Annotated in this window: 26 protein-coding genes; 10 read left to right on the forward strand and 16 right to left on the reverse strand. The window is 58.2% G+C overall.

Features of this window, described 5'->3' with window-relative positions; genetic code table 11:
* Positions 1 to 136 precede the first annotated feature (136 nt).
* Both GWQ22_RS12340 and dinB read right to left on the reverse strand, forming a co-directional pair.
* Positions 137 to 2,278, reverse strand: coding sequence for a methyl-accepting chemotaxis protein (locus GWQ22_RS12340; protein WP_275930476.1), 2,142 nt, complete (start codon positions 2,276 to 2,278; stop codon positions 137 to 139).
* 66 nt (positions 2,279 to 2,344) lie between these two features.
* Positions 2,345 to 3,397, reverse strand: a complete 1,053-nt coding sequence (dinB, locus tag GWQ22_RS12345) for a DNA polymerase IV (RefSeq protein WP_275930477.1) — start codon at positions 3,395 to 3,397, stop codon at positions 2,345 to 2,347.
* A 132-nt stretch (positions 3,398 to 3,529) separates the two neighbouring features.
* On the opposite strand from dinB, the gene GWQ22_RS12350 reads away from it, so the two are divergent.
* On the forward strand, positions 3,530 to 3,748 hold the full coding sequence (locus tag GWQ22_RS12350) for a hypothetical protein (protein ID WP_275930478.1): 219 nt from the start codon (positions 3,530 to 3,532) through the stop codon (positions 3,746 to 3,748).
* Between the two features lie 90 nt (positions 3,749 to 3,838).
* Here GWQ22_RS12350 and nqrM read toward each other — a convergent pair whose 3' ends face one another.
* The 9 genes from nqrM to GWQ22_RS12395 all read right to left on the reverse strand — a co-directional run bounded on the left by nqrM (position 3,839) and on the right by GWQ22_RS12395 (position 11,699).
* On the reverse strand, positions 3,839 to 4,063 hold the full coding sequence (gene nqrM / locus GWQ22_RS12355) for a (Na+)-NQR maturation NqrM (protein ID WP_275930479.1): 225 nt from the start codon (positions 4,061 to 4,063) through the stop codon (positions 3,839 to 3,841).
* An 11-nt stretch (positions 4,064 to 4,074) separates the two neighbouring features.
* Positions 4,075 to 5,112: an FAD:protein FMN transferase gene (locus tag GWQ22_RS12360; protein ID WP_042038087.1), complete on the reverse strand. Its 1,038-nt coding sequence runs from the start codon at positions 5,110 to 5,112 to the stop codon at positions 4,075 to 4,077.
* Positions 5,113 to 5,115: 3 nt separating this feature from the next.
* Positions 5,116 to 6,339: an NADH:ubiquinone reductase (Na(+)-transporting) subunit F gene (gene nqrF / locus GWQ22_RS12365; protein WP_042038085.1), complete on the reverse strand. Its 1,224-nt coding sequence runs from the start codon at positions 6,337 to 6,339 to the stop codon at positions 5,116 to 5,118.
* A gap of 32 nt (positions 6,340 to 6,371) precedes the next feature.
* The gene (nqrE, locus tag GWQ22_RS12370; protein ID WP_042038084.1) at positions 6,372 to 6,968 is read right to left on the reverse strand and encodes an NADH:ubiquinone reductase (Na(+)-transporting) subunit E; all 597 of its coding nucleotides are present in this window, start codon (positions 6,966 to 6,968) and stop codon (positions 6,372 to 6,374) included.
* 3 nt (positions 6,969 to 6,971) lie between these two features.
* Entirely contained in the window at positions 6,972 to 7,604 is a 633-nt protein-coding gene (locus GWQ22_RS12375; protein ID WP_042038082.1) for an NADH:ubiquinone reductase (Na(+)-transporting) subunit D, read from the reverse strand.
* Positions 7,597 to 8,385, reverse strand: coding sequence for a Na(+)-translocating NADH-quinone reductase subunit C (locus GWQ22_RS12380; RefSeq protein WP_275930480.1), 789 nt, complete (start codon positions 8,383 to 8,385; stop codon positions 7,597 to 7,599). Before GWQ22_RS12380 ends, GWQ22_RS12375 begins: the two co-directional genes overlap by 8 nt.
* Entirely contained in the window at positions 8,375 to 9,604 is a 1,230-nt protein-coding gene (locus GWQ22_RS12385) for an NADH:ubiquinone reductase (Na(+)-transporting) subunit B (RefSeq protein WP_275930481.1), read from the reverse strand. The genes GWQ22_RS12380 and GWQ22_RS12385 overlap by 11 nt, the downstream gene beginning before the upstream one ends.
* Before the next feature lie 3 nt (positions 9,605 to 9,607).
* Entirely contained in the window at positions 9,608 to 10,951 is a 1,344-nt protein-coding gene (locus GWQ22_RS12390) for a Na(+)-translocating NADH-quinone reductase subunit A (RefSeq protein WP_275930482.1), read from the reverse strand.
* Between the two features lie 439 nt (positions 10,952 to 11,390).
* Positions 11,391 to 11,699, reverse strand: a complete 309-nt coding sequence (locus GWQ22_RS12395) for a BolA/IbaG family iron-sulfur metabolism protein (RefSeq protein ID WP_108537891.1) — start codon at positions 11,697 to 11,699, stop codon at positions 11,391 to 11,393.
* Positions 11,700 to 11,905: 206 nt separating this feature from the next.
* Between GWQ22_RS12395 and GWQ22_RS12400 the strand changes: the two genes are divergently transcribed.
* From GWQ22_RS12400 to GWQ22_RS12425, 6 genes are all read left to right on the forward strand, one after another.
* Positions 11,906 to 13,042 (forward strand): methyltransferase, encoded by a 1,137-nt coding sequence (locus GWQ22_RS12400; RefSeq protein ID WP_108537884.1) that lies wholly within the window; start codon positions 11,906 to 11,908, stop codon positions 13,040 to 13,042.
* A gap of 30 nt (positions 13,043 to 13,072) precedes the next feature.
* On the forward strand, positions 13,073 to 13,645 hold the full coding sequence (locus tag GWQ22_RS12405) for a YajG family lipoprotein (protein ID WP_212512818.1): 573 nt from the start codon (positions 13,073 to 13,075) through the stop codon (positions 13,643 to 13,645).
* Positions 13,646 to 13,659: 14 nt separating this feature from the next.
* Positions 13,660 to 14,211 (forward strand): peptidylprolyl isomerase, encoded by a 552-nt coding sequence (locus GWQ22_RS12410; protein ID WP_275930483.1) that lies wholly within the window; start codon positions 13,660 to 13,662, stop codon positions 14,209 to 14,211.
* A 116-nt stretch (positions 14,212 to 14,327) separates the two neighbouring features.
* Positions 14,328 to 14,657 (forward strand): hypothetical protein, encoded by a 330-nt coding sequence (locus tag GWQ22_RS12415; protein ID WP_275930484.1) that lies wholly within the window; start codon positions 14,328 to 14,330, stop codon positions 14,655 to 14,657.
* An 85-nt stretch (positions 14,658 to 14,742) separates the two neighbouring features.
* Complete coding sequence (locus GWQ22_RS12420; RefSeq protein ID WP_275930485.1) at positions 14,743 to 16,122, forward strand: MFS transporter; 1,380 nt, start codon at positions 14,743 to 14,745, stop codon at positions 16,120 to 16,122.
* Positions 16,123 to 16,278: 156 nt separating this feature from the next.
* Entirely contained in the window at positions 16,279 to 17,121 is an 843-nt protein-coding gene (locus GWQ22_RS12425) for an outer membrane protein OmpK (protein WP_275930486.1), read from the forward strand.
* Between the two features lie 133 nt (positions 17,122 to 17,254).
* Here GWQ22_RS12425 and GWQ22_RS12430 read toward each other — a convergent pair whose 3' ends face one another.
* Positions 17,255 to 17,737: a YajQ family cyclic di-GMP-binding protein gene (locus tag GWQ22_RS12430; RefSeq protein ID WP_005311958.1), complete on the reverse strand. Its 483-nt coding sequence runs from the start codon at positions 17,735 to 17,737 to the stop codon at positions 17,255 to 17,257.
* A 200-nt stretch (positions 17,738 to 17,937) separates the two neighbouring features.
* On the opposite strand from GWQ22_RS12430, the gene GWQ22_RS12435 reads away from it, so the two are divergent.
* Together GWQ22_RS12435 and GWQ22_RS12440 are read left to right on the forward strand one after the other, a co-directional pair.
* Entirely contained in the window at positions 17,938 to 18,870 is a 933-nt protein-coding gene (locus tag GWQ22_RS12435) for a 2-dehydropantoate 2-reductase (protein ID WP_275930487.1), read from the forward strand.
* A 35-nt stretch (positions 18,871 to 18,905) separates the two neighbouring features.
* Complete coding sequence (locus tag GWQ22_RS12440; RefSeq protein WP_275930488.1) at positions 18,906 to 19,481, forward strand: DJ-1 family glyoxalase III; 576 nt, start codon at positions 18,906 to 18,908, stop codon at positions 19,479 to 19,481.
* A gap of 103 nt (positions 19,482 to 19,584) precedes the next feature.
* Here the strand turns inward: GWQ22_RS12440 and alsS are convergent, their stop codons facing one another.
* On the reverse strand, positions 19,585 to 21,255 hold the full coding sequence (gene alsS, locus GWQ22_RS12445; protein WP_275930489.1) for an acetolactate synthase AlsS: 1,671 nt from the start codon (positions 21,253 to 21,255) through the stop codon (positions 19,585 to 19,587).
* Positions 21,256 to 21,283: 28 nt separating this feature from the next.
* On the reverse strand, positions 21,284 to 22,063 hold the full coding sequence (gene budA, locus GWQ22_RS12450; protein WP_042038062.1) for an acetolactate decarboxylase: 780 nt from the start codon (positions 22,061 to 22,063) through the stop codon (positions 21,284 to 21,286).
* 109 nt (positions 22,064 to 22,172) lie between these two features.
* Between budA and GWQ22_RS12455 the strand changes: the two genes are divergently transcribed.
* The gene (locus tag GWQ22_RS12455) at positions 22,173 to 23,057 is read left to right on the forward strand and encodes a LysR family transcriptional regulator (RefSeq protein WP_042038061.1); all 885 of its coding nucleotides are present in this window, start codon (positions 22,173 to 22,175) and stop codon (positions 23,055 to 23,057) included.
* Positions 23,058 to 23,251: 194 nt separating this feature from the next.
* Here GWQ22_RS12455 and GWQ22_RS12460 read toward each other — a convergent pair whose 3' ends face one another.
* Positions 23,252 to 23,734 carry a hypothetical protein gene (locus tag GWQ22_RS12460; protein WP_275930490.1) on the reverse strand — a complete coding sequence of 161 codons (483 nt, stop codon included), beginning with the start codon at positions 23,732 to 23,734 and terminating at the stop codon, positions 23,252 to 23,254.
* A 49-nt stretch (positions 23,735 to 23,783) separates the two neighbouring features.
* Entirely contained in the window at positions 23,784 to 24,068 is a 285-nt protein-coding gene (locus GWQ22_RS12465; protein WP_275930491.1) for a hypothetical protein, read from the reverse strand.
* Positions 24,069 to 24,203 lie beyond the last annotated feature (135 nt).

Raw genomic sequence — 24,203 nt, forward strand, 5'->3', positions numbered from 1 at the left:
TGAGTCAGTGGTTTGCGATTGTGGTGTTGTGTTTCTTCCTCTGCGGGAAGAGGGGCTTAAATCTGACCGATTTAACCCAGTCTGTCATCTGAATGTGTTTGGCGCCTCCGGTTGGATGGCGCCTTTTTTATTATCCCTATACCTTGAACTGCCCCACCAGCTGTTGCTGCTTGTCCGCCAGCGCCGACAATTCGCGCCCGTTTTCGGCGGAGGTCGCCGCCTCGGCCCGTATGGTGTGGCCCACATCGCGAATGTTGCTGACGTTGCGATTGATCTCGTCCGCCACCCCGCTCTGCTCCTGCGCCGCCCGGGCAATCTGCTCGTTCATCTGATGTATGGTCGCTACCGCATGGATGATCTTCTCCAGCACGCTGACCGACAGATCCACCTTTGTCAGCGTCACATCCGCCTGGCTGTGGCCCGTCATGATCGCCTTGACCACGGCCTGGGTACCGGACTGAAGCTGCCCTATGAGGGTCTGGATCTCGACGATGGCGTTCTGGGTACGCCCCGCCAGATTGCGTACCTCGTCGGCCACCACGGCGAAGCCACGGCCCTGTTCACCAGCCCGCGCCGCCTCGATGGCCGCGTTCAGCGCCAGCAGGTTGGTCTGCTCGGCGATGCCCTGGATCACCACCAGAATGTCGTTGATGTTCTCGCTGTTGGCGGAGAGCCGCTCCACCACCGGCTTGGCGTCGCTGATCACCGCCATCAGCTTGCGCATCGCCTCCTGGGTATCGGCCACCACATACTTGCCCTCCTGCGCCGAGGTATCGGCCTGATTGGCTGCCGCCACCGCCGAGTTGGCGTTGCCCGCCACCTGCAGCGCGGTAGCGCTGAGCTCCTCGAAGGCAGTCGCCACCAGATCCACCTCCTGATACTGGGCCTGCATGCCGGCACTGGTGCGCTCGGCAACCAGGGCCGCCTGCTCCGCGCTGGCACGGGTACCCGCGACCGTGTCTATTACCTGGCTGATAGTGGATTGCAACTTGTTGAGGAAGCTGTTGAACCATTTGGCCAGCTCACCTATCTCGTCATCGCGATGCAAGTCGATGCGCTGGGTCAAGTCCCCCTCCCCGGTGGCTATGTCCTTGAGGCGGGCCACCACGGCGCGGATGGGCGCCACTATCTGATGGGCCATCAGCCAGATACAGAGCAGCCCGATCGCCGAGATCACACCACCTATCACCAGCTGGGTGACCACGCTGCGATGGGCCTGACTGGAGAGCTCCTCTTGCAGCTGACGAGCCGAGGCCAGCACCACACTACGGGGCAACTCGATATAGATGCCCCATGTCTGCGCGGTGCCGCGCATCCTGACCGGTACGAAGGTTTGCAGCAAAGCACCGTCCGGGCTCCAGCGGGTCATGGTCTGCCCCTGGCCGAGCCAGCCAGTCAGATCGCCGGCCAGCGCCTGATATTGCTGGCCAAGCGGGCTGCCCAGGGTCACGTCAAAGCCATCCACCCCAGCAGCGCGCCCTTCGTGACTGACCAGCAGCACCTTGCCCTGACCGTCGTAGAGCACCTGACCCATCTCCTTGACCAGGTTTTGCAAGGTGGCCAGTGAGATATCGACCCCGACCATGCCAAGCAGAGTCTCCTGCTGCAGCAGGGGAACTGTCACCGAGGTCATCAGCACCCTCTGCGACCCCACATCGTCAAGATAAGGTTCGAGCAGACAGAGCGCCTTGCTGCGGATGCTGCAGCGATACCATTCGTTCTCCACACCGCCAGCCGCCGTCGGGCTCTCGTCCGCCAGCACGGATTCGTTTTGCACCTCAGCTTCTATCTTGCCGTCGACCCGGGCCCAATAGGTGGAGAAACGCCCCTTGTCGTTGGCGCCGAGCGCACTGGAGCCATGGTAGTTGCTGTCCTCCCCGTCGAGCTGATCCGGCTCGAACACCGCATAGACACCGAGCAGATTGTCCGAGGAGGCCGCCGCATCGTGCAGTTGCTGATTGACGGCGCCACGCAGCGTCTCGGATGAGCCGAAATTATCCGCCGCATTCTTGCGCTGGAACAGGACCCCCTGCGCCAACAAGGTGGTGCGGAAATAGGCCTCATCCAGATAACTGGTGACCTTGGCCGCCTGTTCGGATCCCATCGCCTTCATCCAGTTTTCGGCCGAACGCTGCGCCTCCTCCGTGGTGGAGGCCAGTACCTTATCCTGCATCCGGGCGGCACTATAAAGAGAAGAGGCGACCAGTGCACCGGTACTGGCCAACAAACAACAACCGGCGATCAGAGTAATGCGCCCCTGAACAGAAAGAGAACTCATGCAACCATTCCTAGCTCATACAGATGTGATCAGTTTATCGGGTTTAGAAACAAAAACTTAACCTTATCAGGCAAAATCCAGGCTGAGCTGGTTAACTTCTCCGTCACGGGGCAAACCGACCACCAGGCCGAGCAACCGGATCGGCTTGCCCTGTGCCCGCAGCAGCCCCTCATGGAGCAGGTCGTGAAACAGCTCGGGCTGATAGCCGCCACGGCGATAGACAGTGGTCTGCTGAAAATCGGCAAACTTGAGCTTGATCCCTTGCCCCATCAGCTGCGCCTGCGCATAGCCGACCGAAAAGCGCTGCTCCAGCTCGGGAATGAGCCGGCTCAGCACCTGCCAGCAGGCGGCCTCATCCAGCACGTCGCTAGCCAGGGTGGTCTCCACACCTATGGTCTTGCGCACTCGCTGGGCCTGCACGGGCTGATCGTCATGGCCCCAGATCCGCCCCGTCAGCATCTCTCCCAACTTGCCAAATCGGGCAATCAGCTCCTCGCTGCTGAGCACTCGTGCATCCTCGCAGGAGTAAAGCCCCTGTGACTCCAGCCGATCGGCCGTCTTGTGCCCAATCCCCGGCAACTTGGCCAAAGGCAGCTGGCGCACGAACTCATCCACCTCATTCGGCGTTATCACGAACAGGCCGTCTGGCTTGCGTTGCTCCGAAGCCAGCTTGGCCAGAAACTTGTTTGGCGCAACCCCGGCCGAGGCGGTCAACCCCAGCTCGCGCGCAATGGCGGCGCGGATCTCGGCCGCCATCAGGGTGGCGCTGCCGCCACAACAGGGGCTGTCGGTGACGTCGAGATAGGCTTCGTCGAGGGAAAGCGGCTCCACCAGTTCGGTATAGCGCAGGAAGATGGTGCGCAGCTGGCGGGAGGTCTCTTTGTAGACCGCCATCCGGCCAGGAATGAGCACCAACGGCGGGCAGAGCTTTTTGGCCAAGCCGCTCGGCATGGCGGAGCGCACCCCGAAACGGCGCGCCACATAATTGCAGGTCGAGATGACGCCACGCCTGTCGGTCGAGCCGCCGATGGCCAGCGGCACCTCGCGCAGGGCCGGGTTGTCCCGCATCTCTACCGCCGCGTAGAAGCAGTCCATGTCGATGTGAATGATTTTGCGCATACCACTGTATGAATAAACAGGCAACCTGCCTATGCTAACCCAGCGCTGGCGTTTCTGCCATCAGCATAAAACGACGAACAGGCATAGACTCTTAAGGCACCATTCACCACCCCATGGGTCAAGGAGGACGAGATGAAAGCACTCTGGCTGGGATTAGCGCTGGGGTTCTGCCTGCTGTCGCAACCAGGCAGCAGCAAGGATAACCCGACTGCCGAATGCAGCTGGCTATATGACCGCATAGCGACACTGGAGCAGTCCATCAGGCAGGGAGACGAGCTGGGCACACGGGAAGAGCTGGCGCGCTGGAAGGCCGAGTTCAAGAAGAAAGCCTGTCATCAATACGACTACTGAGCACACCTCTACAAAAAAGCGGGCTGCCCATCAGGTCAGCCCGCCTGCTATCCAGCATGGGGTCGAGTGCGACTCCAGCCCCAGACTCGCTCAGATGATCCGGTTATCGGTCAGCATCTTGCGACGGGCCTCTTCCTTGGCCATCTTCTTCTTGCGGCTCTCACAGGGCTCCGGACAATCGCACTCTTTTTCGATGCCGACCGTGCCCAGCCCACCGCAGGAACCTGAGATGGTCTTCTTCTGGAAGATGTAACCTATGGCCATGGCCATCACTACCGCCAGAAACACCCCGAAGGTGATCAAGAAAATCTGCATGCTACCGCCTCTTACTTTCTAACCAGATACTGTTTGAAGGCATCTGAATAAGCCTCTTCAAAGCCATCGGCCGTCTTGGTGATCACGAAGATAGCCAGCCCGCGCTCCTTGGCATAGGCCAGGCTCTTCTCGGGCCCGAGCACCATGAACACAGTCGCCAACCCGTCTGCCGTCATGCAGGAGGGGTGGACCACTGTCACCGACACCATGCGATGCTGGATGGGCTTGCCCGTCATGGGATCTATGGTGTGGGAGAAGCGCTTACCGTCCATCTCGTAATAGTTGCGGTATTCACCCGAGGTGGCAATCCCGTTGTCACCGGCCACTATCACTTCCTGCACGGAGCTGGCATTGGCAGTCGGCTTCTCGATGGCCACGCGCCAGGGGTGACCCTTGCCGTTGACGCCATTGATACGCAGTTCACCACCGATCTCCACCAGATAGTTGCGAGACCCCATGGACTCCAGGTACTCGGCCACCTTGTCCACGCCAAAGCCCTTGGCAATGGCGGAGAGATCCACGTAGAGATCCGGAATATCCTTTCGCAGGGTATCAGCATCGACGGAGGTGATCACATGCAAATTGCCCAGACCGGTCTTCTGGCGGGTCTGGGTGAGCAGCTCCTCGGACGGGATCTTGGTCGGACGGGCATCTGGCCCGAAACCCCACAGATTGACCAGGGGACCGACGGTAACGTCCAACGCCCCACGGCTCTCACGACCAAGGTGAATGGCTTCCGTCACCACCCGTGCGGTGTCGCGAGAGACCACCACAGGGGTCGAGCTCCTGTGCTGGTTGAAACGCGACAACTCGGAATCGGGACGATAGGTCGACATCTGGTCGTTGACCCGCTCCAGCAGGAGATCGACCTCGGCCTGGAACTTGGCCGGATCACTGATGACGTTGTCCGCCACCTTGATGGAGTAGTAGGTACCCATGGTGCTGCCGGTAATGTGGATCTCCGGCTTGGATTGGACCGTTTCCTGACCACACCCAGTCAAGAAAAAGGCTAGCCCGAAGGCTAGCCAGGTCTTTACAACACTGTGCATTGATTAACCACCAAAGTCATCCAGCAGGATGTTCTCGTCTTCAACGCCAAGGTTTTTCAGCATGTTGATGACGGCAGCATTCATTACCGGAGGTCCACACATGTAGAACTCACAATCTTCCGGCGCCTCGTGGTTCTTGAGGTAATTCTCAAACAAGACGTTGTGGATGAAGCCTGTGTAGCCATCCCAGTTGTCTTCCGGCTGCGGATCAGACAGGGCAACGTTCCACTGGAAGTTGTCATTCTCGGCCGCCAGCATGTCGAAATCTTCGACATAGAACATCTCGCGCTTGGAACGGGCACCGTACCAGAAGCTCATCTTGCGCTTGGACTTCAGACGACGCAGCTGGTCGAAGATATGGGAACGCATCGGCGCCATACCTGCACCACCACCGATGAACACCATTTCGGCGTCGCTGTCCTTGGCGAAGAACTCACCGAACGGACCGGAGATGGTCACCTTGTCGCCAGCCTTCAGGTTGAAGATGTAGGAAGACATCTGTCCCGGAGGGGCAGTCCAGTTGCTCGGGGGCGGGGTCGCGATCCGCACGTTCAGCATGATAATGCCGAACTCTTCCGGATAGTTGGCCATGGAGTAGGCACGGATGATTGGCTCATCGACCTTGGACTCCAGTTCGAAGATCTTGAAGCGATCCCAGTCGCCACGATACTCCTCGGGAATATCGAAGTGCTTGTACTGCACGTGGTGAGCCGGGGCTTCGATCTGGATATAACCACCGGCGCGGAACGGGACGCTCTCGCCATCGGGGATCTGCAGCTTGAGCTCCTTGATGAAGGTGGCCTTGTTATCGTTGGAGATAACGGTACAGTCCCACTTCTTCACCCCGAAGATCTCTTCCGGCAGCTCGATATCCATGTCGGAACGCACAGTGACCTGACAGGCCAGACGCTCCCCATGACGGGCTTCACCCTTGCTGATGTGATCCAGCTCGGTCGGCAGAATGTCGCCGCCACCGGATTTCACCCGTACCTTGCACTGACCGCAAGAGCCACCGCCACCACAGGCAGAGGAGACAAAAATACCACTACCGGAGAGTGCACCCAACAGTTTGCCGCCAGCAGGGCCAACCACGGCTTTGGTCGGATCACCGTTGATGCTGATTGTCACGTCGCCCGCAGTCACCAGCTTGGACTTGGCGAACAGAATGACTGCCACCAGTGCCAGCAGGATCACGGTAAACATGACCACACCCAAAATAATTTCCATCTATCGTTCCTTTCTGATTGCAGGAAAGCCGATTACAGGGAGATACCAGAGAAGGACATGAAGCCCAGCGCCATCAGGCCTGTGGTGATGAAGGTAATGCCCAGACCACGCAGGCCGTGTGGAACATCGGAGTACTTCATCTTCTCGCGGATACCTGCCAGCGCAACGATCGCCAGCATCCAGCCTGCCCCTGAACCCACACCGTAGACCACAGACTCGATGAAGTTGTAGTCACGCTGCACCATGAAAGAGACGCCACCGAAGATGGCACAGTTCACAGTGATGAGCGGCAAAAAGATGCCAAGCGCGTTGTAGAGGGCCGGGAAGTACTTGTCCAGCACCATCTCCAGGATCTGCACCAGTGCCGCAATAACACCGATAAAGGTGATAAAGCTCAGGAAGCTCAGATCCAGCTCGGGGGAGATAGCCCCCGGCTTCAGGACGTAGTTATAGATCAGGTTGTTGACCGGCACCGCGATGGTTTGCACCACGATGACAGCAACACCAAGACCCATAGATGTCTTGACCTTCTTGGAGACTGCCAGGAAGGTACACATCCCCAGGAAGAAAGAGAGGGCCAGGTTTTCGATGAAAATCGAACGAATCAACAGACTCAGATAATGTTCCATACCTTAATCCTTCGCCTCCACCTGCTTGGGATCCTTGGTGCGTACGCCCCAGATGATCAGACCGATGATGAAAAATGCACTCGGCGGCAGCAGCAGCAGGCCGTTGGGCACGTACCAGCCACCGTTGTTCACCAGCGGCAGCAGCTCGATGCCGAACCAGGTGCCGGAGCCCAGCAGTTCACGCACGGTAGCGACGCTCAACAGAATGGCGCCATAGCCCATACCGTTGCCGATACCATCCAGGAAAGAGGGCAACGGGGCACTCTTCATGGCGTACGCTTCAGCGCGGCCCATGACGATACAGTTGGTGATGATGAGACCCACGAATACCGACAATTGCTTGGAGATGTCGTAGGCATACGCCTTGAGCACCTGGTCAACCACGATAACCAGTGAGGCAATCACCGCCATCTGGGCGATGATCCGCACGCTGTTCGGGATCTGGTTGCGGATCAGGGAGATGAACAGGTTGGAGAAGGCGGTTACCGCGGTCACCGCCAGCGTCATCACAAACGCAGTCTGCATCTGGCTGGTAACGGCCAGCGCGGAACAGACACCCAGCACCTGCAGTGCAATGGGGTTGTTGCCGAGCACAGGCGTCAACAGCAACTTCTTCATTTCGCTCTTGTCAGCCATTGTTGATTTCTCCTGCACGAACCTTGGCAAGGAAAGGACCAAAGCCCTTGGGTCCCATCCAGAAGTCGAACGTGTTCTGTACACCGTTGCCGGTCAGAGTCGCGCCTGACAGGCCATCGATCTCATGCATTGAACCTTCAGGGGCTTGGCCCTTGATGATTCGCAAGGCTGGCATGCCATCCTGATCGAACAACCTCTTGCCCTTGAACAGCGCTTGCCAGACCGGATTTCCAATCTCGCCACCCAACCCCGGGGTTTCCCCGTGGTCATAGTAGGTGATGCCTTGGATGGTCTCGCCATCAGCAGCCACGGCGACGAATGCATGCATGGTAGACCACAGACCCTGGCCGGAGATGGGCAGTATGATGCTGCCGACTTGGCCTTCTGCATCCTTGGCAAAGAACACCGGCATCACTCTGGAGATCTGACGCAAGCCAGCCCTGTCGTCGGCTGGCGCCAGACGAATACTCGTAGCCGGGTCTTTCGCTGCCCGCCTGATGTCGAAGTTGTCGGCATCACCGTCAACAAATTCACCCGTGGTCAGGTCAACCAGACGCGCTTCAATCTTCTCACCGTACAATTGGGCCAGGTCACGCCTGGCTACATTGCTGATATCGATGCCGGCAACGGACAAGATGTTGCTTTGTCTGTCCAACGCCCTGTTTACCTGCTGAGCTGGACGCAGACCCACAGCAGCCACAGAGACCACGATGGAACAGACCAGACACAGACCAGTTACAACCGTCAGGGTGCCGACAGTAGAGTCTTTCTTAAACGCCACGAGCGATCCTCCGCTTGATGTTCGCCTGAGCCACGAAATGGTCAAACAGGGGGGCAAACAGGTTGGCAAACAGAATGGCCAACATCATGCCTTCCGGGAACGCAGGGTTCACGACACGGATCAGCACAACCATGACGCCAATCAACGCGCCGTACCACCACTTGCCCTTGTTGGTAAAGGCGGCAGAAACCGGATCGGTCGCCATGAAGGCCATACCAAAAGCGAAGCCACCCAGCACCAGATGCCAATGCCAGGGCATGTTGAACATGGGGTTGGTACCGGAATCAATGACGTTGAACAGCAGAGAAGTAGCGACCATGCCGATCATCACACCTGCGATGATGCGCCAGGAGGCGATCCGCATGTAGACGATCATGGCGGCACCGATGAGGATCATCAGGGTAGAGACTTCACCTATGGAACCAGGCATATTTCCGAGGAAGGCATCCATCCAGCTGATGGCCTGACCGGTTGCACCGTTGATCAGCGCCATCTGGCCGCCCTGGGCCCACTGGCTCAGCGCGGTTGCGCCCGAGTAGCCATCAACGGCAACCCAGACAGCATCACCGGAGATCTGACCCGGGTAGGCGAAGAACAGGAACGCACGACCTGCCAGGGCCGGGTTCAGGAAGTTCTTGCCGGTACCACCGAACACTTCCTTGGCCAGCACCACACCGAAGGTGATGCCCAGCGCGGCTTGCCACAGGGGCAGCTGGGGAGGCACTATCAGAGCAAACAGGATCGAGGTCACGAAGAAGCCTTCGTTGATCTCGTGCTTGCGCACCATGGCGAACAGCACTTCCCAGAAACCGCCAACCAGGAACACGGTCAGGTAGATGGGCAGGAAGTGAGTGGCGCCGATCAGCATCTTGCTGCCGATACCGGCGACCGCAGGATCCAGCGAGGCTCCCAGCAGTTGTGCCAGTGCATATTGCCAGGTGTCGGCACCGGCTGCCGTACCCATATGGGCAATGGCAGCAATCGCCTGATTGCCGACGTTGAACATGCCCCAGAACATGGCCGGGAACACGGCCAGCCACACCATGATCATCATGCGTTTCAGATCGATAGCATCACGAACGTGGGCAGCATTGCGGGTCACGGACCCGGGGGTATAAAACAGGGTGTACGCCGCCTCGAACAGGGCGTAGTACTTGGCGTACTTTCCACCCGGCTCGAAGTGATGTTCCATATTTTCAAGAAGTTGCTTGAAACTCATCGCTTAACCTTCCAGTTCTATCTTGGTCAGGCACTCACGCAAGACTGGGCCGTACTCTGTCTTGCCGGGGCAGACAAAGGTACAGAGCGCCAAATCTTCCTCATCCAGCTCCAGACAACCGAGCGCTTGGGCGCCATCGATGTCACCGGAGATCAGATCCCGCAGCAGCAGGGTCGGCAGGATGTCGAGCGGCATCACACGCTCATAGTTGCCGATAGGCACCATGGAGCGATCACTACCGTTAGTGGTGGTAGTGAAGTTGATGAGTTTGCCCTTCATCATATGAGATAGGGTGGTGCGGGTGATGGAGAACTTGCTGGCGCTGGGATTGACCCAACCCAGGAACTCTTTCTCACGCCCTTCGCCCAGCACGCTCACCTGGTTGTGGTAGCGACCCAGGTAGTCATGCACACCTTCGGCCTTGGCACCACTGAGCAGGGAACCGGAGATGACGCGGTTTTCATCCGCACGCAGCTCGTTGTTGGTCAGCTGGCTGATGCAGGCGCCCATGCGAGTGCGCAGCAGGCGTGGCTTGACCACGTTCGGACCGGCCAAAGAGATCACCTTGTCGGTAAAGATCTGGCCTGTGGTGAACAGCTTGCCGTAAGCGATGACATCCTGATAGTTGATGTACCACTGCACCTTCTTGGCGCTGACCGGATCCAGGAAGTGGATATGGGTACCAGGCAGACCGGCAGGGTGTGGGCCGACGAACACTTCCTCTTTGACTTGCGCCAGGGAAGCGTGCGGCAGACTGGCCTCGCCCTTGCAGACGTAGACAGCGCCATCAGTCAGGCGAGTCAATACCGCCAAACCATCGAGGAAAGCCTGAGACTGTTCCTTGATGATGAGGTCGCTACTGGCGGCCAGCGGGTTGGTGTCCATCGCGGTGACGAAGATGGCGCGGGGAGAAGACTCCACGGCCGGCACCTTGCTGAACGGGCGGGTACGCAACGCAGTCCATTGGCCTGATGCGACCAGGATCTCTTGCACCTTGCTGCGCGCGAGCTGTGCCAGCTCGGCGGACGCAAAATGCTCAAAGGTCACCTGCTCGTCGGACCCATCGAGTTCGATGACAACGGATTGCAGAATGCGCTTGGCACCCCGGTTGATCTCTGAAACCACACCGGTGGCAGGGGCCGTGAATTTAACGCCGGGATTCTTCTTATCTTCGAAGAGCTCCTGACCTTTAATGACGCGATCACCTACTTTGATGAACATAGTAGGCCGCATCCCCACGAACTCTTCGCCGAGTGTAGCAACACGGGTGATGGCCGGGCCATCGTAGATTACTTGCTCCGGAGCACCCAGCACGGGGATGTCCAGTCCTCTTTTAATTGTAATCATACTCACTTGCACTACCGTTAAGGGAAGACAGGTTGATTAGCGCCGAGAAATACATCACGACGAGTTGTTGAATGAGCCCGTTTATGTTGCAAAATAATGTCGAAGAAACAAACAAATCAGCAACATACAGGGTCATTCAAAAGCAGTTGAGTTTAGCACTTATGGCCAGTTTACTGCCATGCAAAATGGGGAAAATCCCCGCTCTATCACAAAATCATCGAAATTTAATCATGCCGATTTATTCACTAAACCTCAGGATTTGCCTCGCACTGGCCATTATTACCCCAAAGTAGGTAATAGCGTTTATGTTCAAAAATCGACTAGAAATTTGAATATCTGAGCAGGAGAGCGACGTCACAAGCAGGGGCTAGCGACGCCGCAAAAAACGTTTAGCAATTGTTAATTAATCGAGGATTGGGTAATCAATTAGTCAATAGACTTAGGCCAGACCATTCTTGCTGACGCAACTCGGGGTCGTCGGTGCCTGTTCCCGTTGCCGCCACTCCTGCTCTGTATAGGTATGCAACGCCAGTGCATGAATGGCACCCGCCAGCTCGTCGGCCAGCACGCCATTGACCTGGCGATGGCGTGCCAACAATCGTTGACCCTCAAAAGCCTGGCTCACCACCACTACCTTGAAATGGCTCTCTGATCCCGGCGCGACCCTGTGCATGTAGCTTTCGTTGATCACCTGCAGGTGGCTGGGGGACAAAGCAGCGGCCAACTTGGCCTCGATCTGTTGTTGCATGGTCACGAGCAAAACTCCCAAAATGGATGTCCGGCCATTGTAGCCAGGGTTGGTGGTATGACGAAATCGTCCGCCACGGGAAAATGGGCCCGGTTTTGCCTCTCGCCCTGTGCCGCCGGACTGGTGAAATTCTCCGCCCCCGCTAGAATAGCGCCACTTTGCGCCCCGCTGGCGCCTGTTTTATGAATCATCTGGACGCTTCGCTTATGCAAACCCTTCTCGAAACGGCTCATTGTCGTCTGACCCTGTATCGCTATCCACGCCAGAGCCAGGATCCGTTGCAGGCCTGGGATGCGGCAGACGAGTATCTGATCAATACCCTGGCAGAAGCACCGCTCGCGCAAGCGGGCCCCGTCATCATTATGAATGACGGCTTCGGTGCCCTGGCAGCCTACCTGCACGACCATACTCCTGTCTGTGTGAGCGACTCCTACATCAGCGAGCGGGCCACCCTGGCCAACCTCGCGGAAAACCAGCTGGATCCCAATGCCATCACGCTGCAGGATACGCTGTCCCCTCTGCCGCCAGCCCCGGCACTTGTGGTGATCAAGGTCTCCAAATATCAGGCGCTGCTGGAGCAGCAACTCTTGGCCCTGCGTCAGGTGGCAACCCCGGCCACCCGCATCCTCGCCGCCGGCAAGGCCAAGGACATTCACAGTTCGACCCTGGCGCTGTTTGAAAAATACCTGGGACAGACCCGCACTTCGCTGGCCTGGAAGAAGGCACGCCTCATTCATTGCACCGTCGATGGCACATCGGCCACCCCCCTGAACAATCCCTTCCCGACCGTCTGGCCACTGGAGGGCACCGACATGCTCATCCACAACCATGCCAATGTGTTTTCGCGTACCAGCCTGGATATTGGTGCCCGTTTCATGCTGGACAATTTGCCTGTGCACAGTGCACGCAAGGTGATCGACCTGGGTTGCGGCAACGGCGTGCTGGGGCTGGCGCTGCTGGCGCGGGATGCCGAAGTGGAGGTGACCTTTATCGACGAATCCCATATGGCGGTCGCTTCGGCGCGGCTCAACGTCGAACACAATCTGCCGGATGCCCTGCCCCGCGCCCGCTTCATGGTCAATAACTGTCTCGATGGTGTGGAGGTGGGCTCGGCGGATCGGATCCTCTGCAACCCGCCCTTCCATCAGTTGCAGGCGATCACCGATCATATCGCCTGGCAGATGTTCAGCGATGCCCACCGGGTATTGCCCCAGGGGGGGGAACTCTGGATAGTAGGCAACCGTCATCTGGATTATCACAACAAACTCAAGCGCCTGTTTGCCAACGCACAGGTCGTTGCGTCGAACAGCAAATTCGTTATTTTGAAAGCCATCAAACGTTAACTGCCATCAAACGCTTTAAAGGAAACCATGATGAAAAAGTCACTCTTGCTGCTGGCCGCCCTGATGCTGGGTGGTTGCGCGACTCACTGGCCGGAAACCGCGCTGCTCAACCCGCAGGTGGTCCCTTCCAATCAGCAGTACTACTCAGGCAACCGCATCACCCTTGAAGGAGTCGACAAGCGTGAAGCTGCCTACGTCTTCTCCATCAAGAAGAAAGATAAGGCCGTCGTGCTGGTCAACAGCGAACAGCCGCTCAACAACCTGCTGGCCGAGAAACTGGCGGAAGGTCTGCGCAGCCAGGGACTGATCGTTGGCAATAGCGGTACCACCAATCTGACCCTGGCCATCTCCAGCGCCGTTGTCACGGTGGAAGAGAAGACCTTCACTTATGTCACCAAGTCCCGCGTCAGCCTGCAAGTGATTGCGGACTTCCAGGGCAGCAAGCTGACCAAGCAGTTCAACATGTCCTCCAGCAAGGAAGGTCCGGGTGAACCGACCATGGCCGAGCTGGAATCCATCCTGAACCAGCAGCTGGGCAGCTTGCTGCAACAGATCATGGCGGACAATGCCCTGCGTGGTTATCTCAAGGGTCAACCGAACTGAGCGAGGATAGTTAAATGAAAAAACTCTGGTTACTGATCATGCTGATCACCCCACTGGCCTTCGCTGGCCCCAAGGTCAGGATGGAGACCAATCACGGCAACATAGTGGTGGAGCTGGCCTCCAAGCAGGCGCCGCAGACGGTGAAAAACTTCCTGCGCTACGTAGCGGACGGCAGCTATGACGGCAGCCTGTTCCACCGGGTGATCCAGGACTTCGTGGTGCAAGGGGGCGGCTATAACCAGCAGTTCCAGCAACTGCCGACCTTTGACCCCGTGGTCAACGAGTCCAAGGGCGGCCTGCCCAACAAGCGTGGTAGCATCGCCATGGCCCGCACCCAGGCCGTGGACAGCGCCACCCGCCAGTTCTACTTCAACCTGACCGACAACAACAACCTCAACGCCAGTGCTGGCGCCGGTTATACCGTATTCGGCCAAGTGGTACAGGGCATGGAGGTGCTGGACAAACTGGCCCAGGTGCAGACGGGTTACAGCTCCATTCTGCGCGCCAACGACGTGCCCACCAGCCCCATTATCCTGAAGAAGGTGGTGTTGCTGGCGGAGAAATAACGCGGGCCGGATCACATTCCGCCGCGTCTTTGCCCGGGTCACCGGCGTCCCTTTCTATACTCTGACCTTACCCCATTTCCCCGGGGTATGGCCCACATGAGGAGAAGGAGGTTCCGGTGACCTGCAACGACTACCTAGCCCAACACACAGTCTCGCTGGCCCAGGCGGTTCGTCATTTTCTGGCACGAGAAATCCCCTATCAGCAGTTGGAAGATCTGAGCTGGCAGTTCCTCTCTCACTGGCAAGACTTGCCCCATATCCCGGCAGACAAACAACCGGCCACCGACCAGGAAGGGGTGTTCTGGTACCTGCTGCACAGCCTGCATCAGTGGGATGAGCAGCAGATCATCACCGACGTCTGGCTGCGCCTGCAGCTGATGGCGTGTGCCAACTATCTGACCACCGAGGGCCCCTGCCCGCACCACTGCATGGGTTCACGCCCCTGAATCGAGACCCACCACGCTCGGCTTGCCTTGGCTATCCCCCCCGAACCTGACAAAATGGCGCAATTTTCCCAGAGGAGTCAGGTATTTGAACACTGTCCGTACACCGAGCTGGCGAGATTCGCTCGCCGTCTACCTCGAGACTCGGGTCCTCATACTGTTTGCCATGGGCTTCTCGTCCGGCCTGCCTCTGCTGCTGGTCTTTGGCACCCTCTCGTTCTGGTTGCGCGAGGCCGATGTCAGCCTGACCGACATCGGCTACATGAGCTGGGTGGCGCTGGCCTATGGCCTCAAGTGGCTGTGGTCGCCGCTGGTTGACCGGCTGCAGCTGCCACTGCTCGCCCGCTGGCTGGGACGGCGCCGCAGCTGGATGCTGCTCTCCCAGGTAGTGATTGCCCTCTCTCTGGTAGGCATGGCTTATTGCGATCCCAAGACCCAGCTCGCCCAACTCGCCCTGTTTGCCCTGCTGGTGGCGTTTTCTTCCGCGACGCAGGATATCGTCATCGATGCCTATCGCATCGAGTCTGCGCCGGAGCGGTTGCAGGCGGCCATGGCGGCCTCCTACATGACGGGTTACCGGCTGGCAATGATCATGGCCGGCGCAGGGGCGCTGGCGCTGGCCGCCTGGTTCGGCAGCAACAGCGGCTATGACTACAACGGCTGGCGACTCACCTATTTGCTGATGGCGGCTCTTATGTCACTCGGCGTCATCACCACCTTGATCTGCCACGAACCGGATATCGATCTCGCCGGTCAGAACGAGCAGCAAGCGGCGCGTAAGGCGCTGCTGCTCTCCCGTGGTTGGCCCACCTCGCTGGCCGGCGCCGGCGCCTGGATCTACGAGGCCATCTGGTGTCCGTTTGCCGATTTTTTCCGCCGTTACGGCGGCTCGGCCATGCTGATCCTGGGGCTCATCGCCTGTTATCGCATCTCGGATGTGGTAATGGGGGTGATGTCCAACAGCTTTTACGTGGACATGCAGTTCAGCAAGACGGAAGTGGCCACCATCACCAAGGTGTATGGCGTCATCATGACGTTGGTGGGGGCCGCCCTGGGGGGAGTGCTGGTGATGCGCTTTGGCACCCTGCGAATCCTGTTTCTCGGCGCCCTGCTCACCGCCAGCACCAACTTGCTGTTCGCCCTGCTCAATGAAGTGGGTCACAACCTCGAGCTGCTGACCCTGATCATTTCAGTCGACAACCTGAGCGCCGGCATAGCAACAGCCGCCTTCGTGACCTATCTGTCGAGCCTGACCAACGTGGCGTTTTCCGCCACCCAGTACGCCCTGTTCAGCTCAGTCATGCTGCTGATGCCCAAACTGCTGGCCGGGTTTTCTGGACATTTCGTCGAACAGTTTGGCTACAGTACCTTCTTCATCGGTACCAGCCTGCTTGGCATCCCTGTGTTGATCTTGATCATCATGGTTGCCAAACGAGGAAAGCCGTTGCCACCGGAATCGGATAAATAGCAAGCGTTTGCGTAAATTTGGGGGTGATTGGATTCACACTTCCAAATAAAGTTCCCCAGCTCTTGTTTCTCCGATGAATTTATTTGGCTAGAATGCCCCCCGCTCCTTATGGGTAGGCTACGGAAAACCTCAACTAACGTACAAGAGACCAATAAAATGGCCAAATTTACCAAGACTCTTATCGCTGCCGGTCTGCTGGCTGCAGCCGCCACCCCGGCTTTTGCTGCTGACTACAGTGGTGACATCCACAAGAATGATTACAAGTGGATGCAGTTCAACCTCATGCACACCATCGACCAGCGTCCCTTCACCGCCGGTCAGGATGGCTACAAAGACACCTATTTCGAAATGGAATTCGGTGGTCGTTCAGGTCTGTTTGATCTGTACGGTTACGTCGACGTATTCGACGTCTTCAACTCCCGTCACAGCGACAAGCACGATGGTCAGAACCTCTTCATGAAGTTTGCACCGCGTCTGTCTCTGGATGCGCTGACTGGCAAAGATCTCTCCTTCGGCCCGGTGCAAGAGGTGTACATCGCCTCCCTGAACAACATCGGTGACAACCAGATGGAGAACATGATCGGTCTGGGTGCCGATGTCATGGTGCCTTGGTTTGGCAAAGTTGGCATGAACCTGTATGCCCGTCACGCCACTGAAAACCAGTTCTTCACCGAAGAAGAAGGTGACTGGAACGGTTACTGGTTCGCTATGAACTGGTTCAAGCCTTTCTATACCTTCAGCAACGGCAGCTTCGTCTCCTATCAAGGTTACCTGGATTATGCCTTCGATCTGGATACCCACAGCCGTGCCGACCGTACCAGCGACAACTTGGCGACCTTCCACGGTATCTACTGGCACTCTGATCGCTACGCTGTGGGTTATGGCCTGAAGTACTTCATGGATGCCTACGGCACCAAAGACGGCTCTACCGCGTTTGACGGTACTCCCTGGAAGAGCTCCGGCTTCAGCCACTACTTCTCCGTTACCTACAAGTTCTAATCAAACGGGTAATGCAGATACAAAAAACCGGAGCAGCTGCTCCGGTTTTTTTATGGCTCTGTCATCGAACCTTTGACGGCCGTACTGCGTGGCGAGCGCGCAAGGGGGGAGGGCCGAACCCTCCCGCCCATTATCAATCGCGGAAATTCTGAAACTGCATCGGCTGACCCAGCTCGGCACCACGTACCAGCGCCATGGCTTCCTGCAGATCGTCACGCTTCTTGCCGGTGACCCGCACTTCATCACCCTGAATGGCGACCTGCACCTTGATCTTGGAATCCTTGATCAGCTTCACCAGTTTCTTGGCGATCTCTTTCTCGATCCCCTGCTTGAACTTGACGTTCAGGTGGAAACGCTTGCCAGAGTGAACGCTATCACCCACGTCCATTGAGCTGTTCTCGATATTGCGCTTGAGCAGGGCTGCGCGCAGGATCTCGACCATCTGCTTGAGCTGGAAATCGGCATCGGCCTCCAGCTTCACTTCTTCTTTGTTCAGCTCGAAGCTGGCTTCAACACCACGAAAATCGAAACGGGTAGCCAGTTCACGATTGGCGTTATCGACGGCGTTCAACACCTCGTTCATTTTGACTTCAGAGACAATATCGAATGACGGCATGTCAGGGCTCCTCATGTTGCGCTATAAGGGGGCAAATCTACCAGAAAACCGGCAAATTTGCTGATTTCGATGGGATTGCTCTGCTAGAATCCCCTGCGTGCAGGAATGGTGAGACCTGTTAGTGTCCGCCACGCAACATCTTCACTTATCCCCGGCGGGGGTTGACCGGAATACAACCCCTACCTTGATTGAGTCTCTCCATGCCAAGCGGATTACACAGTTCCCGACTGCCCTCCTCCCCCCAATGGTCACTGCTGGGCTGCGGCGCCCTGGGTGGCGTCTTCGCCTCCCTGCTGACTCAAAGCGGTCAACCTACCCGCGTCTTGCTGCGCGATCGTCACCGTTCGACCCTGCATCCCAGGATCGACTTCACCTCGCTGGAGGGCCATACCCAGCTGATTGCCATCGAGCGCGGTTTCATTAGCCAGCCAGGCCAGATCACACGTCTGCTGGTGGTGACCAAGGCCGGTCAGGTGGTGTCGGCCCTGACGCCGCTGGTGGGCAAGCTGGCAGCGGGAGTACCCATAGTGCTGCTGCACAATGGCATGGGCATAGCCGAGCAGGTGGTCCAGCTGTTCCCCCATAACCCTGTCATTGCGGGTGTCACCAGCCACGGCGCCATGCAGGGCGGCCACTTTGTGTTCCGCCATACCGGCAAGGGTGAAACCTGGCTCGGCCCGGTCAATGAGGCGGCCAAAGCCTATGCCGCCCTGGCGGACGATCTCGGCGCCGCCCTCGGTCAGGCCGGTTGGGATGAGCAGATCCTGGCTCGCCAGTGGCAAAAACTCGCCATCAACTGCGCCATCAATCCGCTGACCGCGCTCTATAAACTCAAAAATGGTGAACTGGCCGGCCCCCGCTTCGCCGATGTCCTGCAACAGATCTGCGTGGAAGTGGCGGACGTGATGCAGGCCGAAGGCCAGCCCACCAGCAGCGATGAGCTGTTGCGCCGCGCCATGACGGTGGTGGAGCTCACCGCCGACAATTACTCTTCCATGTACCAGGACATGGATCAGGGCAGGGAGACCGAGATCGAGGCCATCACTGGCTTCCTGCTGGCCTGCGCCGCCAAACACGGCATAGCGGTGCCGGTCAATCAGGGCCTCTATCAGGCCATCAAAGAGAAGCGCTGAGCCCGGCAAGAGCGCGGGCAACCAAGGAGTGCAGTATGACCGTATTGGTATTGGTAGCCCCGGGCTCGGAAGAGATAGAGACGGTCGCCATCGTCGACACCCTGGTGCGCGCCCGCATCGAGGTGCTGCTCGCCTCCTGCTGTCCAGCGGGTCTGCGCCAGATCCGCGCCTCCCGCGGGGTGCAGCTGGTCGCTGACTATCATATCGACGAGCTGACCAGCCGTGACTTCGAGGCCATGGTCGTGCCGGGCGGTTTGCCCGGCAGCGAAGCAATCCGTGATACGCCGCTCGCCATCGACCTGCTCAGGGAGCAGGCGACGCTCGGCCGCTGGCGGGCGGCCATTTGTGCCGCCCCCGTGGTGGTACTGCAACATCATGATTTGCTGGGAGATGCCAGCGTGACCTGCCACCCGGGCTTTCAGGCCCAGCTACCCACTCGCCAGCTCAGCACGGCGCGGGTCGTGACGGATGAGACACATCGCCTGGTTACCAGCCAGGGGCCAGGCACCGCCATCGAATTTGCCCTCGCGCTGGTGCGGGTGCTGCGCGGGGACGAAGCCTCCCTCGCGGTGGCCGGCCCCATGGTGATTCCCCCTGCTGTCATGTCATGACCCCTGCCGCCATCGCGGATACCTTTTTGTCATGACAGAGCGCCCCTTGCCAACCGGCAAGGGGCGCTCTGCTATTGGCGGCAACTCTGCCCCCTTTTGATCGCTAGCTCAGCAACTCGGGTCTGAGCTGCTCCATCAGCAGGTGGTTGTCACTGTAATCCACCGGTATAGCCACCACGGCAGGCCCCACCACGGCCATAGCGGCGCGCAGAGTCGGTCGCAACTCTTCGGCGCTGGTGACTGCAAACCCGGCCGCCCCGAAGGACTCGGCATAGGCCTTGAAGTTAATGGGCCCGAAGCTCACCCCCGAGCTACGGCGGTACTTTTTCTCCTCCTGCATCGCCACCATGTTGTAGCCGTTATCGACCCAGATGATGTGCACTATGTTGGATTTGAGCCTCACCGCCGTCTCCAGCTCCATGCTCGACTGCATAAAGCTGCCATCGCCGGAGACAGAGATGATCTTCTCCCCCGGCCGCACCATGGCGGCGCCTATGGCCCAGGGCAACGCCACCCCCATGGTCTGCTGACCGTTGGAGATGAGCACCTGGCGCGCCCGGAAGCTGTAGAGGTAGCGGGCAATCCAGATGTGGAAGCTGCCCATGTCCACACACAGTGTCATGTCCTGCCCTATGATGTCCTGCAGCTCCTTGACGATGCGCAGCGGATGGATCGGCATGCCACCCAGATGTTGGGCATGCTGGGTCAGCTGATGGCGCTGGATGCGGATCTCCTCGAGCAGAGCGGCGATGGCGGGATCCCGTGCCAGCGGTTTGTTCAGCATCTTGGTCAAGCAATACAGATTGGCACTGATGGACCCCACCAGCTCCACCGCCGGGCAGTAGCTGCTGTCGATCTCCGCCGGCAGGGCATCGATGTGCAGCAGTTGCCGTTCACCCGTGTCGTTCCACAGCACAGGGTCATATTCGATAGGGCTGTAACCGATGCAGATCACCAGATCTGCCCCCTGCAGCAACCTGTCCCCCGGCTGATTGTTGAACAGCCCCACCCGACCGGCGAAGTCATCGAAATGGTGAGAGTCCACCACACCGGCCGCCTGATAGGTGCCCGTCACCGGCAACCCGCTCTTGTCCAAAAAGGCGCGCACCGCGAGAGAGTTTTCCGGCCGGCTGGCCAGCAAGCCGAGCAGCACCACGGGTTTGCGGGCTTGTGCCAGCAGGCTCAACGCCCTGTCTATGCCTGCCGAATCGGCGGCACCGGGTTCGGGAATGGCTCTGGGCACCAGGATGGCGCCATCGGTCGGCTCGTTGATGATGTCCATGGGCAGGCTGACGAAGGCTGCACCGGGGCGACCCAGCTCGGCGGACCGAAAGGCGTTGGCCATGACCTCAGAGAGGGCCGATCCTGTGCCCACCTGGGCGCAGAACTTGGTGACAGGGCGGCACAGGCTGACAGTATCCAGACTCTGGTGAGTGAGTTTTAGACCATCGGCCCGTCGCACCGCGCCCCCCAGTGCCACCATGGGATCCCCTTCGGAAGTGGCAGTGGCCAGCCCGGTAATGAGGTTGGAACAGCCTGGCCCCGAGGTGACCAATGCCACCCCGGCCTTGCCGGTCAGCCGGCCCACGGCAGCTGCCATGAAGGCCGCGTTCGCCTCGTGGCGCACCACTATGGTGTCGATGGGGGAGTCTTCCAGCGCATCGAACACCCGATCGATCTTGGCCCCCGGAATACCGAATACCTGCTTGACGCCCTGCGCTTCCAGGTGGCGCACAACCAGTTCGGCCCCACAGCCCCAGTGTTGATTTTCCATGACAATGACTCCTTGTTGAGCGAAAGGGTTAGCCTTCGGCGGCGCGAATGGCGCGGTCCAGATCGGCGGGATTGAGATCGGCCTGCTGAAAGGCCGGATTGCGTGGCAGTTCTATATTGAGGTGCTGAACCACAGACAGCTGCAGCTGGCCGTGGCCCATTGCGTAATCGAGGATGTGGCCGCCCCCCTGGCGATCTTGCGTGATGAAGTGCTCGTGATAACCGGCCACGTTGATCCCCTGCACGAAAGGCGGGCAGCGAAAGCCCACCAGGGTGCCGCGCTGCTGGCTGAACGAGAACAGCGGCTGGGCTTCTATGGCTTCCAGCATGGGTTTGTAGGGAGGGGTCTGGCAGGGCACGGTGCGAACCTGCGCCTGCTCAAACAGGCCGTCGAGCCGAAAGGCGACGAAGACGTTGTCAGTGCCCACCAGTTGATCGATCCATTGATGGATCTCGTCGCGGCTGAGGGGGTGATCGAAGCGGCGCTCAAGACAGGGGCGAAAATGGGTCATCACCGCAAACGGGGTTTTCTGGCCAGCCTGAGCCGGACGGGCCGAACCGTCGGATTTGAGTTGATGGATCTGGCGCTCGAACGCAATCAGCTCGCCGTCAAGCCGGTTGAAGGTGCCAAGACCGAAGTCGCCGTGGCGCAGCAGATCCGCCATGGTGGTCTCACCCTCATAGACGCCGGCCAGCAGGGCGCTCATCAAGGAGCTCTGATAGACCTCGCCCCCCCCCTGACGGGCTTGCCAGCGAGCAAACTGCTGGCTGATCTCGATGGCACAGTCACACTGTGTATTGGTTTCCATTTGGGTTTTACCTCCAATCCTGTTAGGTTGGTAAATCAGGATTCAATAGTGACCAAGATCACAACTTGATACCAATATCCAAACCCATCAGCTTCGAGACGTACCAGATATGGAATTTCGTTACCTGCGCTACCTGGTAGCCGTGGCAGAGAAGCAGAGCTTTACCAAGGCGGCCGAGGCGCTGGGCATGGCCCAGCCGCCCCTCAGCCAGCAGATCCGCAAATTAGAACAGGAGGTGGGCACGCCGCTGTTTCACCGGCTGACCCGCAGCGTGGAGCTGACCGAGGCGGGGCTGAGCCTCTATCAGGATGCCAAGGGGATATTGTCGCAAACCGAGCAGGCCATGCAGAAGGCCAGGCGCATCGCCCGTGGTCAGCTCGGCTCCCTGCGCCTGGGGTTTGCCGGCTCCACAGTGCTGCACCCGAGTGTGCTGCGGCTCATCCATGACTTTCGCCAGGCCTGGCCCGAGGTGAGCCTGCATCCCATCGAGAACAGCATGCCCAACCTGGTACGCGATCTGATGAGTGAGGAGCTGGATGCCGCCATCCTGCGCCTGCCCTGCAGCAGCAGCTCGTCACTGACCCACCACCTCATCGATGAGGAGGATATGCTAATAGCCCTCCCCCCACACCATGCGCTGGCAGGCAGCGGCGCCATTGCCATCGAGGCCCTGGCGGCGGACCCCTTCATCCTGTTCCCCCGCGAACTGGGGCCAGGCCTGCACGATGCCATCACCCAACGCTGCCAGCGCGCCGGTTTCAGCCCCCGTCTCGGCAGCCAAAGCCCGCAGGTGCTCTCCACCGTCGGCATGGTGCAGGCCGGTTTCGGGGTCGCCATCATCCCCCGTTCGGTGAGCGAACTGCATCCTCACGGCGTCAGCTATCACCCCATCGCCGAGGAACCGCTCACCACCCGCATCAGCCTCGCCACCCGCCGCCATCCCCGTCAGAAGAGCCTGCAACACTTGATAGGGCTGATCCCTGGCCACCATTGAATCGCCCATAAAAATAACCCCCATCGCCATGGGGCAGACAGGGGATACGTTGGAATATACATTGGGTCCATGCACACAGCGGCGACCAATATAGGCTGAGTACTCAATATATATCGGCATAACAGGTCAAAGAGGGGGCCGACTCGTATGGCTCTCGGGCTGCATCGATTTTGGCAACAACACCCAAGTATTGTTTAAACCTCGATAGCTCGACTACCCGTTGCAAAAATCTCAGGTGGAATCGTGACTAACGCAGTCTCACATTCTGTTTTAGAAAAAAGGCCAGCAGCTTTCTTTTTAACCAACTTCATGGTTCCAACGTTCGCTTGCCACTTAATGACCCAGCGCCCTCCGCTATAGACCATAAACGCAAACCCACACCTATTTTCACTCCCATTAATTATTCCGTAGTCATCGTATAGCATGTGTCCGACCATTCCATTACCAATCTCAGATGCCTGAAGAGTGTTATATTGCACTTCTTCTTTCCCGCCCTCTACATGCCTTACTCTGAGTGTTGTATCGTTAATTTTGTCTACCACTAAACAACACCCTGAAAAATCCGGGGTAAATACATAGTTAGGCTCACCATTTCTAGGGTGCACAGGAATATCTACAAAGCCACCCTGGGGCGCCCAATAGGCATATTCTGCATATTTTCTAGCACCTGCGTTCACCCTTTCCCTCTGGTGAGTCAACTCTAACGAATAAAATTTACTCGCATCATTAAGATGCGTTCTCCGCGATGCTAAACATACATTTATCACCAGATAACATTGCCCCATCCAACAGCACCCCAGACATAAATCCATTATTAATTTTACTGAGCGCATTCCCTATCGGGACATATGATACAGTGTCAACTTTTTTCTCAATTAAACCCGTGCGGATGTCAACCGGGGTGCCCATTCCACGCGGTGGTATTTTCCATCTATTTTCATTGCTATCGGCTACCACTTCATCAATAGCTTCAATGCCACGGGGAACGAAGAAGTTGTTGCTGCGGAGCATGGTGTTGGCCCAGGGCAAGATCGCGAACGTTTTTTGACCAAGAAAAACAGGTTTGACCCTGCGATCCAGCTGTGATCTTATGCTCCTTTTTCAGGAGTGCCTTCATGTCTATTGATGCTGTTTTTGCTCAGTTTT

It is taken from the genome of Aeromonas sp. 1HA1 (assembly GCF_029237385.1).
GTDB lineage: Bacteria > Pseudomonadota > Gammaproteobacteria > Enterobacterales > Aeromonadaceae > Aeromonas > Aeromonas popoffii.

Bases quoted from the DNA above. Each gene is read 5' to 3' on its own strand.
- GWQ22_RS12340 (WP_275930476.1), bottom strand. From the start codon at position 2,278: ATGAGTTCTCTTTCTGTTCAGGGGCGCATTACTCTGATCGCCGGTTGT.
- dinB (WP_275930477.1), bottom strand. From the start codon at position 3,397: ATGCGCAAAATCATTCACATCGACATGGACTGCTTCTACGCGGCGGTA.
- GWQ22_RS12350 (WP_275930478.1), top strand. From the start codon at position 3,530: ATGAAAGCACTCTGGCTGGGATTAGCGCTGGGGTTCTGCCTGCTGTCG.
- nqrM (WP_275930479.1), bottom strand. From the start codon at position 4,063: ATGCAGATTTTCTTGATCACCTTCGGGGTGTTTCTGGCGGTAGTGATG.
- GWQ22_RS12360 (WP_042038087.1), bottom strand. From the start codon at position 5,112: ATGCACAGTGTTGTAAAGACCTGGCTAGCCTTCGGGCTAGCCTTTTTC.
- nqrF (WP_042038085.1), bottom strand. From the start codon at position 6,339: ATGGAAATTATTTTGGGTGTGGTCATGTTTACCGTGATCCTGCTGGCA.
- nqrE (WP_042038084.1), bottom strand. From the start codon at position 6,968: ATGGAACATTATCTGAGTCTGTTGATTCGTTCGATTTTCATCGAAAAC.
- GWQ22_RS12375 (WP_042038082.1), bottom strand. From the start codon at position 7,604: ATGGCTGACAAGAGCGAAATGAAGAAGTTGCTGTTGACGCCTGTGCTC.
- GWQ22_RS12385 (WP_275930481.1), bottom strand. From the start codon at position 9,604: ATGAGTTTCAAGCAACTTCTTGAAAATATGGAACATCACTTCGAGCCG.
- GWQ22_RS12390 (WP_275930482.1), bottom strand. From the start codon at position 10,951: ATGATTACAATTAAAAGAGGACTGGACATCCCCGTGCTGGGTGCTCCG.
- GWQ22_RS12395 (WP_108537891.1), bottom strand. From the start codon at position 11,699: ATGCAACAACAGATCGAGGCCAAGTTGGCCGCTGCTTTGTCCCCCAGC.
- GWQ22_RS12400 (WP_108537884.1), top strand. From the start codon at position 11,906: ATGCAAACCCTTCTCGAAACGGCTCATTGTCGTCTGACCCTGTATCGC.
- GWQ22_RS12405 (WP_212512818.1), top strand. From the start codon at position 13,073: ATGAAAAAGTCACTCTTGCTGCTGGCCGCCCTGATGCTGGGTGGTTGC.
- GWQ22_RS12410 (WP_275930483.1), top strand. From the start codon at position 13,660: ATGAAAAAACTCTGGTTACTGATCATGCTGATCACCCCACTGGCCTTC.
- GWQ22_RS12425 (WP_275930486.1), top strand. From the start codon at position 16,279: ATGGCCAAATTTACCAAGACTCTTATCGCTGCCGGTCTGCTGGCTGCA.
- GWQ22_RS12430 (WP_005311958.1), bottom strand. From the start codon at position 17,737: ATGCCGTCATTCGATATTGTCTCTGAAGTCAAAATGAACGAGGTGTTG.
- GWQ22_RS12435 (WP_275930487.1), top strand. From the start codon at position 17,938: ATGCCAAGCGGATTACACAGTTCCCGACTGCCCTCCTCCCCCCAATGG.
- GWQ22_RS12440 (WP_275930488.1), top strand. From the start codon at position 18,906: ATGACCGTATTGGTATTGGTAGCCCCGGGCTCGGAAGAGATAGAGACG.
- alsS (WP_275930489.1), bottom strand. From the start codon at position 21,255: ATGGAAAATCAACACTGGGGCTGTGGGGCCGAACTGGTTGTGCGCCAC.
- budA (WP_042038062.1), bottom strand. From the start codon at position 22,063: ATGGAAACCAATACACAGTGTGACTGTGCCATCGAGATCAGCCAGCAG.
- GWQ22_RS12455 (WP_042038061.1), top strand. From the start codon at position 22,173: ATGGAATTTCGTTACCTGCGCTACCTGGTAGCCGTGGCAGAGAAGCAG.
- GWQ22_RS12465 (WP_275930491.1), bottom strand. From the start codon at position 24,068: ATGCTCCGCAGCAACAACTTCTTCGTTCCCCGTGGCATTGAAGCTATT.